Source organism: Mucilaginibacter sp. JRF (assembly GCF_015223065.1).
In the GTDB taxonomy this organism is placed as follows: Bacteria; Bacteroidota; Bacteroidia; order Sphingobacteriales; family Sphingobacteriaceae; genus Mucilaginibacter.
In genome coordinates this window covers 625760-643291 of record NZ_JADFBY010000001.1, presented here as the reverse complement: position 1 = coordinate 643291, position 17532 = coordinate 625760, and the positions used below count along the sequence as shown (strand labels likewise).

At 43.0% G+C, this 17532-nt stretch carries 11 protein-coding genes; 5 read left to right on the top strand and 6 right to left on the bottom strand.

Translation table 11 applies throughout. From position 1 onward, the window contains the following. Window positions 1–5: 5 nt before the first annotated feature. Genes IM792_RS02495 through IM792_RS02475 form a run of 5 tightly spaced genes read right to left on the bottom strand, consistent with a single transcriptional unit; the run spans window position 6 to window position 9247 of the window. Window positions 6–2549 (bottom strand): cellulase family glycosylhydrolase, encoded by a 2544-nt coding sequence (locus IM792_RS02495; RefSeq protein ID WP_194100088.1) that lies wholly within the window; start codon window positions 2547–2549, stop codon window positions 6–8. A gap of 3 nt (window positions 2550–2552) precedes the next feature. Continuing rightward, entirely contained in the window at window positions 2553–3593 is a 1041-nt protein-coding gene (locus tag IM792_RS02490; RefSeq protein ID WP_228084900.1) for a glycosyl hydrolase 53 family protein, read from the bottom strand. Window positions 3594–3600: 7 nt separating this feature from the next. Beyond that, a complete protein-coding gene (locus tag IM792_RS02485; RefSeq protein ID WP_194100087.1) occupies window positions 3601–4674 on the bottom strand; it encodes a SusE domain-containing protein in 1074 nt (357 codons plus the stop codon). Window positions 4675–4685: 11 nt separating this feature from the next. Continuing rightward, the gene (locus tag IM792_RS02480; RefSeq protein ID WP_194100086.1) at window positions 4686–6272 is read right to left on the bottom strand and encodes a RagB/SusD family nutrient uptake outer membrane protein; all 1587 of its coding nucleotides are present in this window, start codon (window positions 6270–6272) and stop codon (window positions 4686–4688) included. Between the two features lie 8 nt (window positions 6273–6280). After that, window positions 6281–9247: a TonB-dependent receptor gene (locus IM792_RS02475; RefSeq protein ID WP_194100085.1), complete on the bottom strand. Its 2967-nt coding sequence runs from the start codon at window positions 9245–9247 to the stop codon at window positions 6281–6283. Between the two features lie 262 nt (window positions 9248–9509). Here IM792_RS02475 and IM792_RS02470 point away from each other — a divergent pair, with 262 nt between their 5' ends. From IM792_RS02470 to IM792_RS21220, 5 genes are all read left to right on the top strand, one after another. Then, on the top strand, window positions 9510–13586 hold the full coding sequence (locus IM792_RS02470) for a hybrid sensor histidine kinase/response regulator transcription factor (RefSeq protein ID WP_228084899.1): 4077 nt from the start codon (window positions 9510–9512) through the stop codon (window positions 13584–13586). A 598-nt stretch (window positions 13587–14184) separates the two neighbouring features. Beyond that, complete coding sequence (locus IM792_RS02465) at window positions 14185–15231, top strand: aldehyde reductase (RefSeq protein WP_194100084.1); 1047 nt, start codon at window positions 14185–14187, stop codon at window positions 15229–15231. A gap of 1 nt (window position 15232) precedes the next feature. Beyond that, window positions 15233–15607: a hypothetical protein gene (locus IM792_RS02460; protein WP_194100083.1), complete on the top strand. Its 375-nt coding sequence runs from the start codon at window positions 15233–15235 to the stop codon at window positions 15605–15607. Beyond that, window positions 15604–15948 (top strand): hypothetical protein, encoded by a 345-nt coding sequence (locus tag IM792_RS21225; RefSeq protein ID WP_228084898.1) that lies wholly within the window; start codon window positions 15604–15606, stop codon window positions 15946–15948. Before IM792_RS02460 ends, IM792_RS21225 begins: the two co-directional genes overlap by 4 nt. 20 nt (window positions 15949–15968) lie before the next feature. Continuing rightward, window positions 15969–16373: an AraC family transcriptional regulator gene (locus IM792_RS21220; RefSeq protein WP_228084897.1), complete on the top strand. Its 405-nt coding sequence runs from the start codon at window positions 15969–15971 to the stop codon at window positions 16371–16373. 170 nt (window positions 16374–16543) lie between these two features. Here IM792_RS21220 and IM792_RS02450 read toward each other — a convergent pair whose 3' ends face one another. Then, window positions 16544–17449 (bottom strand): DUF6268 family outer membrane beta-barrel protein, encoded by a 906-nt coding sequence (locus IM792_RS02450; RefSeq protein ID WP_194100082.1) that lies wholly within the window; start codon window positions 17447–17449, stop codon window positions 16544–16546. Between the last annotated feature and the right edge of the window lie 83 nt (window positions 17450–17532).

The window sequence follows — 17532 nt, the reverse complement described above, 5'->3', positions numbered from 1 at the left end:
TAATATTATTTGGTTTCGAGGCTTATGCCTTCTATTATTGTATTATATGCCTTAGCGTTATCGCCAGTGAGCAAAAGCTGGATCTGTTCTACATTCAACAAAGAAAAGTCTGATATCGCTGCCGATTTAAACCGCAGGCTTTGGAAGCCTGGATACGGACGGGGCAACAATACCAAGGAATCGGGTTTGAAAGCACTAAGCGGCACCTTGACTATCCCATTCCCAATATTAATAGCGGCACTCCAAGCATTTGCCTCAGCATCAATTAATACAATTTTTGCCGACATGTTACCTTCTGCTTTTACGGTTATAAAACTAAATTGACCCAGATTAGCGGCATTTGTTAAAATTTCATCTTTAACAAAAAGTTCTAATCCGCCCAACTCATTATTGCTTGGTTTGTGGTTTAGGCTAATGGCCAGATTACCATCTTTATTCGTTACATACTCATAGCTGTCGGTTTTCCACTCGGGCGAATAAACGATCACGTTGTCTACGTCTCGCTCGGCATTGTAAAGTTTAACTATGCTGCCCGGAGCGGATATAATGGTTTGATAATACTTTTGGTTGATATAATCCCAGGCAAATGGATCTCCGGATTGACAACCCGGAAATATAACCGGTCTCTTACCTTTCTGTGTGACCACTATTCGGTATTGCAGTAAACCCGGCCTCAATAAATCGGCAGGCAGCATAGCTTCAAAAATATAAGAGCCGGTTTGCTGCATATGGATAACGCGGTAGGCACCGGTTAATAGGTTTGCCAGTATCTGAACACTGTCACCTTCAGATACTCCGGCTACAACAGCTTTTATTTTATATGGTATATTACCTGCAACACTGCAGTAAGCCTGATGATCTACCTCAACTTTTAGGCTATCATCCGGAGGTGCTACAAACTCATTAAGCTTAATATTGCCGTTAACAAGTGTGTTGCTGCTTTTGTAAGATTTACCGGATGCTGTAACAACGTAAGTGCCCGGCTTGATACTGAAAGCCGCCGCTGTAATCTTTGGAATGTATGAATTACCCGCATTGATCGGTGTAACGCTTATGCCCTTGCTCAAACCGGGAAGCTTAATTGTCATTTGCCTTTCGTTGCTAAAAATGCGGGTAACATGCTTGGATAGTGATGCCTTAGCGAACGGATCGCTCACCGGAACAGCATCTGGCATCACCTCCAGGCGCCAGCTTCCATCGGGCAGCCTGTCTAAAAAATAAGCACCCGTACCATTATATTTAACTACTGCCGATGAACCAATACCCGCAATATGCGCCAAAGCTGATGGCTTTACAGGTTTCGTGTCAGTTGAGTTGGAGTAGTAAAACTCAGTATCGCTGTTCATCTCGCTTAGTTGATTTTTATAGCTAAGCCTGAACGTCCCAAACAAGGTATCAGTAGGAAATTTACCGTATGATTTAAACACAGGCACCGAGCGGAATACCCTACCGGCTATGAGAAGACTAATGGCTTTTGAGGGCGTATAAGCCAGGTTAAGGTAATGTGTTTGATATTCGGTATTGGCGAATGCGTTGCCCAATGGATCATATGCGAATTGTGTTGCCCATTGAAAACCGGCTTTTTTAAAACTCCGCGCCATAGCTGGATACATATACGGCTGCATTACATCGCCCGCATCAAACTCGTATACCATCCGGGCTTTATTCTTAAACTCCGGGATGGTATCAAACGGAATAATATAATGATCAACATGCGGCAGTAAATTTCCTCTATGCTGATGCCCGGCAACTAAGCCCGTAGGGTACCACTGAAAACTAAAACCATCAGCAACCGACTTGGCTACCGCATCAGCATACCATGGCGATTCGCTGATGTTGTAGAATACGGGCTTTGTCCAGCCGGTACTCTTTATAGCAGCTGCCATACGGTTTACATATTCGGTAGTCCGGGCCTTTGGCCCACTATGATGCGGCTCGTTATTTACTTCAGTGGCAACTATAAACGCATCCTTAGTATAGGTTTTTCCGGTATAAGAATTTACATGACTGAAAAACTGCTTCAGGTAACGCTCCTGGGCCACGTAGGCTTTTTCCTGTACAAGCGCTCCGTCTTTTCCATATACATCGCTAAAGCTACCGGTACGTTCGTCCCGTTCAGGATAACCATTACCCCAAAAGGCTATCGGGGTAATAATAATGCGTATGCCCCGCTCCTCTAACCTGGCCAGCAAATAATCAAACAGGCGTAAATGCTCGTTTTGCTTCAGGTTACCTAACGAGTCGCTGATCTCGGTGTCCCATACATGCACACGGAATGCGTTAACACCCAGCCGCGCTAAGTGATATACATCTCTATCAATAGCCTGCTCCATATTGATGCTTTGTATTTTGTGCGAGCGGTACCCGTAAGCAAACGGCAAAGTATAGTTAACACCAAAAAAAGCGGCTTCTTTATCGTTTACGGAGTGCCGTATGATACCTTTGCCGTCAATATAAATTTCATTGCCCCTTTTACCGTCAGCATTCCGCTGGGTAAATCCAGGCAAGGCAAAAAGCAGCATGAAGCCTGTTAGCAAGAGTAGTTTCATCAATTAAAATTTTTCGGTCAAAAATGCATCTAATGCGATAGTTGGCTTCCCGCTGGTATCGAAAGCACCAAGCTTATAGCCTTCCCAATCGTTATATGACTGGGGCTCCCAATAAAACACGCCAAGACCCTTTTTACCATCAACACTGTTAGTTTTCAAAATAATGTCGGTTAAAAACGCTTTTGATGCAGCGGCTTCGGTAGCGGGCATACCTACTTCGCACAGCATAACTTCGCTTCCGTAACGGGCAACCATATCGTTCATATTAGCAAGACACTGTTTATTTAGACTTTGCCATGTTGACGCTGTTGGATAAAGCGACATGCCTATCACGTCCCACTTGGCGCCATTGGCTTTAAGGCCGTCAAACATCCAACGATATAAACCATTATCATAACCGTTTGACAGATGGACGATAACCTTACTGCTGCTGCTAATAGATTTTACCGCGTCGTACCCGGCGTTTACCAGCTCTGCAAAATTCTTCATGTTTACTGACGCTTTGCCATCATTCCACAGCATGCCGTCGTTAGTTTCATTGCCTACCTGTACCCATTCAGGTGTAATGCCCTTATCCTTTAGTGCATTCATTACGCCAACGGTATAAGTATTAACGGTGGTTTTAAGAGCCACAAAGTTCAGGTTAGTCCAGGCGGCAGGTTTGTTTTGATTACTCGGATCAGCCCATATATCGCTGTAGTGCAGATCGAGCATAACGCGGTAACCCGCGTTTTTAGCACGTACTGCTTTTTCTACCATATCGGCTGTGTTATTGTAACCATTGGTTGGGTTTACCCACGCACGCAAACGGATTGAGTTCATGCCTTTGCCTTTCAAAATGGTAAACAAATCCTGCGCGGCACCGGCATTATTATAAAACTTGATACCGTCATCCTCCATTTCACTTACCCAACTTACATCAGCACCTTTGGCAAAACCTGCGTTTATGGGCTCATCCGGAAACTGCGGCGCGCTTATATCCTTAGAGCAACCAGCCATTAAACAGGCACATACCAGTACGGTCAGTATATAATTCTTTTTCATTTTAATTTTAAAGTTTGGTGATAGAATACGTGTAGTTGCCAGCTATGCTCAGGTTTAAAACTATGGCATATCTGCCTGCCGAAGTAATTGGGATATCTCCGCCGTTTAATTTAAGAAAACCATTTGCAGGATTGTTATCGCCATAATTAATGGTCCAGTTCCCGTTAGCCCTGAATTTAAGCTTACCTACCGATAAGTTCGCCGTTACCGTCCACTCTTTGGTGGTTGCATTAAAGCTCATGTTGGTGTCGTTATCCCATCCGCCCGGAGTAGCATCACCTACAATACCGAAGGTGGTTTTTTGCGCTTCCCAAGTATTATTTTTGGTATTGGCTTTTAATATATAATATCCTGTTGAAGGTACGAAAAGGTTACCACTCGCGCCGGACGCAAAGGTACCTTCGGATTTACTATCGGTGTTAGTACTGCTCGCCCATCCATAAGTTGTTGTCCAGTTTACATCGTTAGTAAATTTAAATATCAGGTTAGATGGATCAGTAAAATTCACATAGCCTTCATACTCTTTGTTATCAAATATCGATGCAACCTTTTCGGCAGTCGCAGGAGACCAACCTTGGTAGGCGGCCGGTACGTATAACGATGGATAGTTCACAATAACCGCGTAAGGCGTAGCTTTAATTTCAATCACATTCGAAAACAAGGTATCCACATTGGGACGTAATTCTGATTTCACCCTCACTTCCAGCTCTGCAGCTGCTCCTGGTGTAAAACCCATTAATACGAGTGAATTGTTAAAATCACCAACGGTGAATTTTTGCTCGAACGCGGCAGTACCATCAAGCGCGTACTCGCGGGCAGCGGCAAACTTGTTGCCTTTTTTGTCTATTTGCAAAGTGTACTGCACTGCAGCATTGTAGCCATAATCGGCTTTATCCCAGGTAAAGGTTACGGCGTTATTGTCAGCTTTTTCGCTGCTTAATTGCACATCGGTAGCACTGGCTTTAAGGGTTGATGCAGTGCCCTCGGCAGCTGACCTTACTGTCACCGTATCCTTTTTGCAGGCCTGCATTACCAGCAAGGTCATAGCTATAAATAAGCTTTTAATTATATAAGTTTTCATTTAAATAAGGTTTAATAGCCTTGGTTTTGCACAAGGTTAGGGTTAGCATTTACATCAGATGAAGGTAGCGGGAAAAGATTACGGAACGCCTCAACTGCACGCCCGTTACGTGCGCCGCCTTTCCATGGCCACAGGTAGCTGCTGCCGGTAAATCTGCCGTAACGAATCAGATCGCTCCGGCGGAAGCCTTCCCAGTAAAGCTCGCGGGTACGCTCGTTAAGCACATCGTTAAGTGTGTAGCTGCTTATGTTACCGCTGTTATTACCGTAGGCCCGCTGGCGCAGCAAATTAATATAGCCGATTGCTGTGGCCTCAGAGCCGGAGCCGCCGCGTTTAACCGCTTCAGCATATACCAAGTACATTTCGGCAAGGCGAAACAATGGGAAATCGGTAGAAGCATATACACCATTAGGTGATGGCGGCGTAGTGCCGGTTGATGTAATGTTACTAAACTTAGCTACCGCTAAACCATCAGTAAAAATGGTAATGTCATCCATTTCTATTTTGTTACCTGCAAACATGGCGCGCTTGTCGGTATTGCCGCTGTAGTCGCCAAAAGTTTCAGGCAGGTTACGTGTACTGCGCATACCGCTCCAGCCGCCATTAGGTACACCAAAAGTAGCAGGACCCATCGCGCCGCTTACCGCAGCGTTAATCAGATAAGTAGTACCACCGTAGGTTTGTGAATTTACCCCATCGTAGGCAATAGCAAAAATGGTTTCGGTATTAGATACGTTATTATCGCCCAAAAATAAGCTACGGTATGATGCGTTAAGCGAATAGGCTGAGTTAATTACCTTATCAGCATAAGTTATCGCCTCGTTATACTTATTGTTGCCTGATCCAAGATATACCTCGGCATTCAAGTAAATACGTGCCAACAGGGCTTGCGCAGCCGCTTGGTCCACACGGCCGTACTCGTTTTGCTTAGCCGCTACCAGTTCCGCTTCAATTGCTTTTAATTCGCTTTCGATATAGTTAAACAGGTTAGCACGGGTAGTTTGTGATGGGGTAAATTTACCAATCGGGTCATTCTCGGTTACAAACGGCGGGTTGCCAAACAAATCCATCAGCACCCAATACTCAAAGGCACGTAAAAAACGTGCTTCGGCACGGTAGCGGCGTATATTATCAGCCTCGGCACCGCTGATGTTACGCGATTCGATCTTATCGTCGGTCGATTCGCGGATAAACTCGTTACACGCCGTGATATGATATAAACAACGGCTGTATAATCCACGGATCATCACGTTGGTTGATGTCCAGTTCATCACATGGAAATCCTGTAATCCCGGGTCGTTCCATACGATCGCGGCTTCATCGGTAGTAAGCTCCTGCAGGTTCCAGAACAATCGTAAAAAGTCTGACGTGCCCTGGTCAATACCGGCTATATCTCCTTCACCGGCGTCAGGGCCTCCGTTGCCGGTAAGCGCAAATGCTCCGTAAATTTTCGCAAGCGATTGCTTGTAGCCTTCGGGTGTGCTGTACACCTTATCAGCTGTGAGTGCGTTTGTTGGCACACGGTCCAGGTCTTTCTGGCAACTGCTCACCGTTGCTGCCAGCATTATTATACCTGCTATATATTTAAATGCTTTCATGTTTGTAATTAAAAATCAAGGTTAACACCTAAAACGAATGTGCGCGGGCGCGGATAAAAGTTATTATCAATGCCATTGGCGATCTCTGGGTCGAGGCCTGTATAGTTGGTTATCACAAAAACATTCTGGCAATTGGCATTAACGCGTAAACCAACTTTATCGCCAAATATTTTACCGGCGTTGTACCCCAAACCGAGGTTATCCATTCTCAGGAACGAAGCATTCTCCAGGTAATAATCGCTCAGGTACTGGTTATTATCAAAACCCGATTTGAATATCTCGGTGCTTGCGTTGCCCAAATAACCTGCAGGGTTAAGTATACTGCGTGTTACACCAACGTTGGCCTTGGTATTATTATACACATAGTTACCCAGGTTTGAGCGCAATACGGTTGAAAGCGACCATTTTTTGTAATTAAGCTGTGTACTGAAGCCAAGAATAAAATTCGGCATGGCGGCTTTTACACGATACAGATCCTTCTCGTTAATGATGTTATCTCCGTTGATATCTTCGTAAATACCTTCTTTTGGTTTGCCGTTGGCATCATACACCTGGCGATACAGGTAAAAGGTTTGCGGCCTGTAACTAACCGAGTTGATCTGCACGGTATTGCCCGTTCCGCCTGAAATACCGCCCACCTGGTCGCCCGGGTAGGTTGGATTATTAACCGCGGTAAGGTTAGTAATGCGGGTATTATTATAGGTAAAGTTGAAACCCATATCCCAGCTAAACACCTTGTTTTTTATTGGTGACGCATTGATACTGAACTCAACACCTTTGTTTTCGATATTACCAACGTTGGTGGTAATAAAGTTACTGAAGTTTGAACCCAGCGGAGACGGTATCCTATTTAAAAGATCTTTGGTCTTTTTAAAATACACGTCAACCGCACCACTGATACGCCCGTTTAGGAAACCGAAATCCACACCGGCATTATAGGTTGCGGTTTGCTCCCATTTTAATGACCTGTCATAAGCGGCGGGTGCATACATGTTATAAAATGTATCGCCTAACTGATATTTGGCCGATGCAACGCTAAGCGCGTAAGTTGGCAGATATGAATAATATGGAATGCCATCCTGCTGTCCGGTAATACCATAGCTCAGACGTAACTTCAGGTCGCTTAATGTGCTTGACTCTTTCAGGAACGACTCCTCGTTGATACGCCAGGTTAAAGCAACCGAAGGGAAAACACCCCAGCGGTTCTCGGGCGCGAATTTAGATGATCCATCCGTACGCACCGACGCCGCTAAAATATATCTATCGGCAAGGGTATAAATTAAACGGCCGTAGTATGATATCAACGTATTCTGCGGCTTGTCAAACGGGAAAAGCGGTTGCGAACCGGCTACTACCTGCCCGTTTGCATTAAAGCTCGGATAATAGTATATCTTAGTTAAAAAATCATAGTATCCAAAACCTGCAGTAGCGTTAATGTTACTATTTATTGATTTCAGATCCCTGGTATAGTTCAGGTAAAACTCCGCAACCTTATTAGTTACATCCTGCTGATAGCGGTTGTCTACACCACCCACAGCAAAGCTTTGCGCCGCGTTGGCAGGCACATAAGTAGTCCCTTTGCCGTTTGAAATATCATAACCCAAGTTTAGGTTGGCGTGCAGTTCAGGCAGAAAATGCATACTGTAATCAAACTGCGCGTTACCATAGCTCCTTTTTACCTGGCTTTTACCCGTATTTTGTGCCAGCAAGGCTACAGGATTGCGGGGCGCGTTAGGGTTTGGAATTGCGTTGCCTACATTGTCAAAATTCGTCCATTCAAAGTAATTGCCGAATGTATTTTTAGCGAATACCGATTGGGTCGGATCAAAAAAGACTGCCGAACCAATTGCGCCCTGGTTAGCAAAGCGGGTATCCATCAAAGCGCCTTTTATGTTGATATCAATCTTTAAATGGTTATCCAAAAACTTAGGGTTAAGGGTTATGGCACCGGTTGTACGCTGCAAATTATCGGTAACCAATATGCCTACTTGCTTAAGGTATCCCGCAGATACGCGGTACGGTATATTTTTGTATGAACCTGCTACGCTGATATTGTTATCAGTACCCAATGAGGTTTGGTAAATTTCATCCTGCCAGTTCGTATTAGCCTTACCCAGCAACGCTTTCTGATCGGCATTGCCTTTTTCGTTTACATAAGCCCTGAACTGGTCGGCAGTAAGTACATCAACCTTTTTGCCCACTTTGTAAGCTGATAACTGCGAGCTGAAGTTTACTTTAAGCGCACCCGATGCACCTTTTTTGGTGGTGATCAGGATTACCCCGTTTGATGCGCGCGAGCCATAAATAGCGGTGGCTGATGCATCTTTCAATACCGTAAATGATTCGATGTCATTCGGATTGATCAAACTAAGTGGATTTGAAGCTCCGGATATAGCGTTGTTGCTCAACGGCACCCCGTCAATAACAATCAACGGATCATTACTCGCGGTAAGCGAAGCACCACCCCTTATGCGGATTGTACTACCCGCGCCAGGCGCGCCACCATTTGGCGTTATGGTAACCCCCGGTACCTTGCCCGCAATTAACTGCTCGGGTGTGGTAATGCTGCCCTTCTGAAAATCTTTTGATGAAACGGTAGAAATAGCACCTGTTACACTCTTTTTTTGCTGGCTGCCGTAACCTATAATCACAACCTCATTAAGGGCTGACGCACCCGCGGGTTTCATGGTAAGGGTTATTGCCGGGCCATTAGCAGTTACGCTTTGGGTCAGCTCCTGGTAACCTAAAAATTTTATTGTTAATGTAACTGCTCCTACCGGCAAACCTGTTAGTCTGAACTTACCGTTTAAATCAGTAGCTGTAGAGCGCGTGCCCGCCAGTACTGAAGCACCCGGCAGTGGCTGGCCTTCTTCATCGAGCACCTGCCCGCTAATGCTGCCTGATTGCGCAAATGCAAAATTTACGGCCATAGCAAACAAGAGCAACAAAGTTGTTCGTAAATAAAAATTTCTCATTTAAAAATGGTTTAATTGGTAATGCGACGTTTATAATTGGACTACAATAATAGCTGGATAATATTGTTCTCCGTTTGTTCAAATCGTCTTAATAATTGTTCGTATTAACTTAATTTGAGCTTAAAACAGCATTATTGTATAACATTGGCTGAACTTTGACATAATATTAATTACCGTTACCGTCATCTGGGCATATTTAAAAGAATGTTACCTAACTTAGGCAGGTTATAAAATCTGAATGCCTTCGTTTCTATATAAAAAAATGATTACTGGAGCTATGTACGTTACATGTACCTGGCTATATTTAGCGCTGATTGTAATTACCGCTAAAGCGCAGGACATGGTATTTGATCATATCGGCAATAAAGACGGTTTATCAAACAGCACTATACAGGCCATCACTCAGGATAAGCGGGGATTCATGTGGATAGGTACTCGCGATGGCCTTAATCTGTATGACGGAAGGCAGATCACTATCTTCAGGAACGTGCCAGGCAGACTGAACACCCTTAGCGATAATTTTATTACCTGTTTATACTCCGACCATGAGGATAATCTTTGGGTAGGTACCAGCAACGGCCTTAATCAATACAACAACCGATTGCGCATATTTAGGGCATATGTGAGCAATGATCGATCGGGCATTGCCATACATGGGAACAGGGTAAATTCCATATTTGAGGATGCGCAAAAGCGGCTATGGATTGGTACTAACGCCGGGCTAAACTTAATGGATCGGTCCAGCGGCACTTTTAAACTGATGTATACCGGCAGCGCCGTGAACTCCATTTTACAGGATAGGGATAATAATATTTGGATTGGCACAGAGGGCGGCCTCGTGAATTATACAGCTAAAGGAAAACCAATTTTTAACACTGCAGTCAGCGATATACAACAGGACAATAACGGCAATTTATGGGTCGCCACGAAAACTAATGGGCTGATCAGCTATAATATTACCAATAATGAAAAAACTTTTTACCGCCACAATGATGCCGCCCCTAACAGCTTGGGTAGCGACTTGGTTTTGGCGTTACTTACTGACAAAAAGGGACAAATTCTTGTTGGTACCATAAATGGTGGCCTTAATATCTTTGACCCGGCAACAAAAGGCTTCAAAAAACACACTTACCACGCGGGGAGTGAAGATGGGTTATCGCAGCGCACCATAAGCGCGCTGTTCGAGGATAAGCAGGGCAATTACTGGATAGGTACACATCGAGGAGGCGTGAATGTTTATTCGCCGAAGGCGCGTAAGTTTAAAATTTACAGGCAACAACCTTCTGGTAAGGGCCTTAGTTATAATGATGTAAAATGTTTTGAGCAAGACCATTTAGGTCGTATATGGATTGGCACTGATGGCGGCGGACTTAATTTGTTTGATAAAGCTAGCGATTCCTTTAAGGTTTATAACAATAAGGTTAATGACAAGGCGAGCCTTGGATCTGACGCGGTACTCGACCTGACCGAGGATAAACAAAACCGCCTATGGATAGCCACCTGGGGAGGCGGACTAAATGTATTTAATCCGCGAACGCAAAGCTTCACAAAGTATATAAACAAACCGGGTGACACGAATTCGCTGTCATCAAACTTTGTACAAAAGGTTTACCAGGACAATGAAGGCAAACTATGGGTGGGTACCTACTTTGGTGGTTTGAATGTCTTCCAACCTGAAAGCGGTAAGTTTAGCCGGATAACAAAAGGCACCGGGAATTCCGCTTTGAGTGGCAACAACATTGTATCTATAAATGAAGATGCCTACGATGACCTGTGGATTGGTACCGATGACGGCGGCTTAAACCGTTATCATAAAAAAAACGGCACTTTTAAGCACTATTTTAAACAAGGATTGCGCATGCCCGATATACGGGTAATTTTTTCGGATAGTAAACGAAGATTATGGATTGGTCAGTCGGGTTTATATGTATTTGATAAAAATGCTGACACATTTCGTGTCGTTACCAAAAATGCAGGACTCGATCACGTATTTATAAAAGGCATAACCGAAGACAATAGCGGACAGCTGTGGATATCCACCTCAAACGGATTATTGCGTTTTAACCCGGAAAAAGGAGAGGCTACTACTTATAACACCGCCGATGGATTACAAGCCATGGAATTTGAGGCGAATGCGTTTATGAAAACCCGAGATGGCGAAATGTATTTCGGGGGTATAAGTGGATTTAATTCATTTTATCCGGATAAAATAAAAGATAATCCTTATTTGCCACCGGTATATATAACTGGCTTTCAAATATTTAACAAAGATGTTTTTGTTGGTCCGGGATCAGCGTTAAAGGAAGATATCAGCATAACCAAAACGGTGCGTCTGAATTATGAGCAATCAAGTATATCTTTTACATTTGCCGCGCTTAACTACATAGCGCCACAAAACAACTTATACGCTTACAAACTTTCAGGCATTGATAAAAATTGGGTTTACACCGAAGCCAATAAAGCCGTTTACACTAATCTTTATTCGGGCACTTATACGTTTAGGGTAAAGGCTGCGAATAATGATGGGTTGTGGAATAATAAAGGAGTTAATATTACCATTATTATTACGCCGCCGTGGTGGCAAACCTGGTGGTTTAAACTATTCATAGCATCATTTGCCGGTGCAACAGTTTATGCCTACATACGCTACAGGCACCAACAACAGCTCAAAAGACTTGAGGAGCAAAAAAGGGAAGAAATACATCAAACCCAGCTGCATTTCTTCACTAATATATCTCACGAGTTCAGAACGCCGCTGAGCCTCATCTTAGGGCCGGTTGAAAATCTCATCAACAGCGAGCAGCAAGAACCAGGTACCGAACTGTCACAGGCTCATGGCACCATCTACCGCAACGCCAAAAGGCTGATGCATTTGGTTAGCGAGCTAATGGATTTTCGCAAAGCCGAGTCGGGAGCATTGCGCCTTAAAGTAGCTCCTGGTAACATTAGCTTGTTTTTACAGGAAATTACCGACGAGTTTACCAACTGGGCACAACAAAAAGGAATTGCCTTTTACGTTGATGCAGGCGCAGTTGGAAAAATGGTTTTATTTGACAAGCAGGTACTTGAAAAAATATTATTGAACCTCATAAACAATGCTTTAAAATACACTAACAATGGCGGCGAGATTTCAGTAAAACTGCTGTTTGAACTGAGCAAGTTCAGCCCCAATTTCGCACACGAATTAAAAGTCGAAAACAACTATTTGGGTAAAAAATATATGTATATTGAGGTGGCCGATACAGGGATAGGTATCACGGCTGAATCGATGCCCAATCTTTTTCAACGTTACTACCGAATCACATCCGCTCACTTGGGTTCGGGCATAGGGCTGGCCTTTGTTAAGACGCTTACATTGCTGCATAAAGGGTACATAAAAGTATATAGCGAACGTAATAAGGGTACCCAAATTTTGATCGCCCTGCCAGTATCAGAACAAGATTATGATACTTCCGAACAAATTCACGGCAATGCCGATAACGTGGCTGATCTTTTCAGTAATGATGATTATCTTGAATATACCGAGGAAAACTCGATTGGGCTGACAGATAATTATAGCAGCAGTAATCATTTAAAGAGCATTTTGCTTGTTGATGACAATATCGAGTTACGTAATTTCCTACAAGATTCGCTGCAAAAACATTTCATGATTACAGTGGCCGGCAATGGCCATGAAGGGTTATTACACGCAGAAAAACAAATACCCGAACTGATTATTAGCGACGTAATGATGCCTGAGATGAATGGAATTGAGTTTTGCCGGGTTATAAAATTGAACGAACGTACGAAGCACATTCCGTTTATTATGCTCACTGCCCGGGATGCCTTGGAAGCACAATTGGAGGGCGTGGGTTCCGGAGCTGATATTTATTTGCCAAAACCTGTGAGTCTAAATCTACTGGTATTGACTATCAACAACATCTTTAATCGGCAGCATAATCTCAAAACCCGTTATACTGAAGATTACGCCATTGAAGCTAAGGACGCTGCACGGACAGAAAAGGATCGACAATTTGTAAGTGACCTGATCAGGATTATTGAAAACCGGATTACCGACCCGCTGCTGGATGTGCAGTACCTGTGCGATACTTTAAATATGAGCCGCACTAAACTTTACGAGTTGATAAAGCAGCTTACCGGGCAATCTATCGTAGAATTCATCCGTTCCGTGCGGCTTAACAAGGCAAAGCACATACTTACACATGAAGAAATATCGATTGCCGAGGTAATATCGCGGGTTGGTATACAAACACAGGCTTATTTTACAAAGGCCTTTAAAAAAGAATTCGGCAAAACGCCATCCCAATATTTAAACGATTTAAATAATAGTAAAATGTAAGTTTACTTTAATATGCCACTACCCTCATCGCTAAAAACTAATGAGTAAACGACGACTTCCAATTACGTGGCAACGCCATTAACGTGTTTTAATAGTCAATAGCTTGATTTAGAAAATTAGGCTAAAAACCGGATTATTGCTGCTTAACGTGTTAAACTATATATCCGTTATGTTGGGGCTCAAATTATCTTCATGTCTTAACAATTGGCTTCAGGTACATTTTTTACACAGATCTAAAAGACTGTATTCTTGAATCTTAAGGCGGGCACAGTTTTGCTGAGTTGATAATGATTTTTATATGATCTATACGCCGCCTCAATGTCTGCAAATAAGATCATTTTTTTGATCTTATCTCGATCACTTAAATCGATGTTTGTTTCGGGCGATGTACCTTTAAATTTACTTCTAAAGATCATGCCGGTCAGTGCTAATGTTGTTTGTGCACAGTGGTAGTTTTTGTTCTCAAACACGGTTACCACTACTTCAGTAAATTGTTCTCTGCTTTTGGACTTTTGAATAAAGCAAACTGGACTTTTGAAGTAACTTCTATATGCATTTTTCAAGCAACTTTGTTACTTATATAATTATTAAAACAGGTATGGAAAATGAAGAAACGGTTCTGGTTACGGGCGGAACAGGCTTTGTGGGTATGCAGATTATTTCGCAGCTACTACAAAAGGGCTACAGGGTAAGAACAACAATTCGCAATTTAAAAAGTAAAGACAAATTGATAGATACGCTTAGGGTAAACAACATTGCTAATCTTGATTATCTTTCATTTACGGAGGCTGAATTGACCACGGATGATAACTGGGCAGAAGCCATGAAAGGTTGCAAGTATGTGCTAAGTGTAGCTTCCCCGGTATTTTTCGATAAGCCTAAGCAAGAAGAAGAAGCCATTCGTCCTGCTGTCGATGGCATTTTACGCGTTTTAAGATTTGCGCAAAAAGAAGGCGTGCAACGTGTGGTCATGACATCTAATTTCGGGGCAGTAGGATTTTCACAAACCGATAAAAACAGAGAAACCACCGAAGCGGACTGGACAGACGTGCAAACTAAAGGGTTATCTGTTTATGAAAAATCAAAAACACTTGCAGAGAAAGCCGCGTGGGGTTTTATAAATTCCGAAAGCGGAAAACCGGAATTAGTTACTATCAATGCAGTCGCCATATGGGGACCATCACTGGATGCGCATGTTTCCGGGAGTTTCCATTTGCTGCAAAATCTGTTAAACGGCTCCATGAAAGTGGTTCCCAATATTCCGCTTAATATAGTTGATGTCAGAGATGTCGCTGATCTGCATATTCGGGCAATGACCAACCCAGCGGCAAGCGGGCAAAGGTTTATTGCCACTGCCGACGGGCAAATTACCTTGCCGCAAATAGCTGCAATATTACGAAAGGAAAAACCTGAAATAGCTCAAAAAGTATCCTCCAAAATTTTGCCGAACTGGGTTATCCGGTTGGGTGCATTATTTAGTTACCGCGCACAAGAAGGAAAAATGTTTATTAATATGAACCGTAATATAAGTAACCGAAAAGCAAAAACGATATTGAATTGGAAGCCCATAGCCACACAGGAAGAAACCTTATTGGCCGCAGTAGATAGTATGGTAAAGTATAACCTCATTGATCAAAATATATAATATGAAAATTTTAAGTGGGATACTGATCGCGATATCCGTGTATATTGGCCTAAATCATGGGAGCCGGGTCTTTAGAAAACCTTCAGCAGCGTATGCAGAAATGATGTTATCATTGGGTATTACTGATCCGGTCCGTATCGTATTCGGTTTATGGGCTATAGCAGCCGCTTTACTCACCGTGTTTCCTGCTACATTTTTTTGGGGAAACACGCTTCGGGCAATACAACTCATATTGATGATGGCTTTGGTATTAAAAGCAGGTAATTATAAATTTGCGCTAATCGAAATCCCTTTTTTACTATTGCCTTTACTGCTGATATATTTAGGGCATCCGTTAAGAAGCGCGGGTACTGACAATGCAATGCCGATAAAATGAGAGCGATAGCTGATAATATTAAGACGGATGTATTAAAGGAGCAGTTCATTCCCGACCACCTATTCCTGTACCTCATCAAGGGAGAGGTTAGTTTCTTTGACGGTAATGAAAGCTACACTTACCGAGCCGGCGAATGCTGTATCGCACAGAAAAACCATCTTATAAAATTCATGATGAACCGTCGGATAAATGAATTTGAACCAATTATGTTTTGTTTTGATGAAGCGTTTTTGCGTCAATTTCAAAAAAAGCACCAAAGCAAATCAGTGAATACTGTGTCAGAACCTGCGATCATCAAGGTTGATCATGCAGACCTGATCGACAGTTTATCAGATCGATAAAACCTTATTACAAGGGAGCAATGCAATTGGATGAGGCATTTGAAGACCTTAAATATGAAGAGCTGCTGATCATATTGCTCAAAACCAAGCCGGAGCTTTCCGGCATATTCTTTGACTTCGGCATACCGCAGAAAATCAATTTAGAAGCCTACATGAACCGGAACTTCAGGTTCAACGTAAGCCTCAAACGTTTTGCTTTTCTTACGGGGCGTAGCCTATCAGCATTCAAGCGTGATTTTAAAGCCGTATTTAACGAAACACCCAGCCGGTGGTTAGTTAAAAAAAGATTGCAGGAAGCTTATTTCCTGCTGGAAAAAGAAAAGCGAAAACCATCAGACATTTATATAGACCTCGGTTTTGAATCTTTATCCCATTTTTCAATTGCTTTTAAAAGAGCATTCGGCGTAGTACCTTCATCCTTCTAAACAAAACAATCAGAACATATTGGTGTCCAGGCGATTCTCTGCCCAAAACGCGTCAATTATTACCTCTGAGCCTTTCCTGATTACGGCAGGCCCTTCGTAAATTGTTTTGGGCAGAGGATCGTTAATGATAAAAATCCTGAATAATTACAGTTATTGCTACAGCTCAAAGTTTACTTTTTATGCTTTTTAAAGGGATTGAATGATAAACCTATATTAACGTATGGAGCAGGATCGGTGTGCCCCTCCCACGTATAATCGCTGAAGGAATTATTCTTTTCAAGCACTCTTACTGTTGGGTTTATACGATAACCCGTTTTGAAAGTGAGGGTAATACTACCCGGTAAAATATGCTCGTAAACCAGGCCTACGTTGCCATCCAACTGCCGGTATTGGTAAGTGGTATTGGCAGCATCACGATCATACAGAAAAAATGTGGTGTAAAAATCAAGATCAAAACCTGCCGAAAGCCTGCTGTTATTTGACATCTGCCTGCGTAAATAAGCATATCGCGGAAGGGTAAGATCTGCCGTTAGCTTATCATTAAACCTATGCTGATAAATAAATATAGGGGCAAGCGGAATTTGCGCACCGGGATCTGTTGTACCTGCTAACCCGACGCTCATAGTCGTTGTTTCATTAGCTTTTAGTATAACAACCCCACTAAATATCCCGCGTACCCTTTCTATCCTTTTTTCGCTGCCGTCCAGTGCAAAACCTGCCGTGTAGATAGCCGTTTTACCAAACAGTTTCGAAAAGTAACTCAGGTTTAGCCCCTCAGTATGATAATGGTGGCCTTCGTTGTAGTTTTGCTGAATACCAGGTGTTGCTGCCGAAAAGCTTGATTTAACAGAAACATAGCGGTAAAGTCCGTTGGCTTGTAACAGCCAATGGCGGTTTTGCAGTAAATTAACATTAGCGCTGGCAGTAAACTGCGACCAGTTGCTAAATTCACCGTCCGGCAGATCCCGATCTCGTAAATTAGATGAGAAGTTATAATTTCCATACTGTTTAAAATCTATACTGAAAGGCCTCTGTTCTGTAAACTTATCGGCAGCGAACCTGGTAACTTTTTTCACGATACTATCTTGACTTTGCGCCTTGACAAAGAATGGCATGATCAAAAATACCATAAATGCCATTAAGCTTTTAAACCGGCTTG

Excerpts from the sequence above, each read along its gene's own strand:
- IM792_RS02495 (WP_194100088.1), bottom strand. The coding sequence starts at position 2,549 with ATGAAACTACTCTTGCTAACAGGCTTCATGCTGCTTTTTGCCTTGCCT.
- IM792_RS02490 (WP_228084900.1), bottom strand. The coding sequence starts at position 3,593 with ATGAAAAAGAATTATATACTGACCGTACTGGTATGTGCCTGTTTAATG.
- IM792_RS02485 (WP_194100087.1), bottom strand. The coding sequence starts at position 4,674 with ATGAAAACTTATATAATTAAAAGCTTATTTATAGCTATGACCTTGCTG.
- IM792_RS02480 (WP_194100086.1), bottom strand. The coding sequence starts at position 6,272 with ATGAAAGCATTTAAATATATAGCAGGTATAATAATGCTGGCAGCAACG.
- IM792_RS02475 (WP_194100085.1), bottom strand. The coding sequence starts at position 9,247 with ATGAGAAATTTTTATTTACGAACAACTTTGTTGCTCTTGTTTGCTATG.
- IM792_RS02470 (WP_228084899.1), top strand. The coding sequence starts at position 9,510 with ATGATTACTGGAGCTATGTACGTTACATGTACCTGGCTATATTTAGCG.
- IM792_RS02465 (WP_194100084.1), top strand. The coding sequence starts at position 14,185 with ATGGAAAATGAAGAAACGGTTCTGGTTACGGGCGGAACAGGCTTTGTG.
- IM792_RS02460 (WP_194100083.1), top strand. The coding sequence starts at position 15,233 with ATGAAAATTTTAAGTGGGATACTGATCGCGATATCCGTGTATATTGGC.
- IM792_RS21225 (WP_228084898.1), top strand. The coding sequence starts at position 15,604 with ATGAGAGCGATAGCTGATAATATTAAGACGGATGTATTAAAGGAGCAG.
- IM792_RS21220 (WP_228084897.1), top strand. The coding sequence starts at position 15,969 with ATGCAATTGGATGAGGCATTTGAAGACCTTAAATATGAAGAGCTGCTG.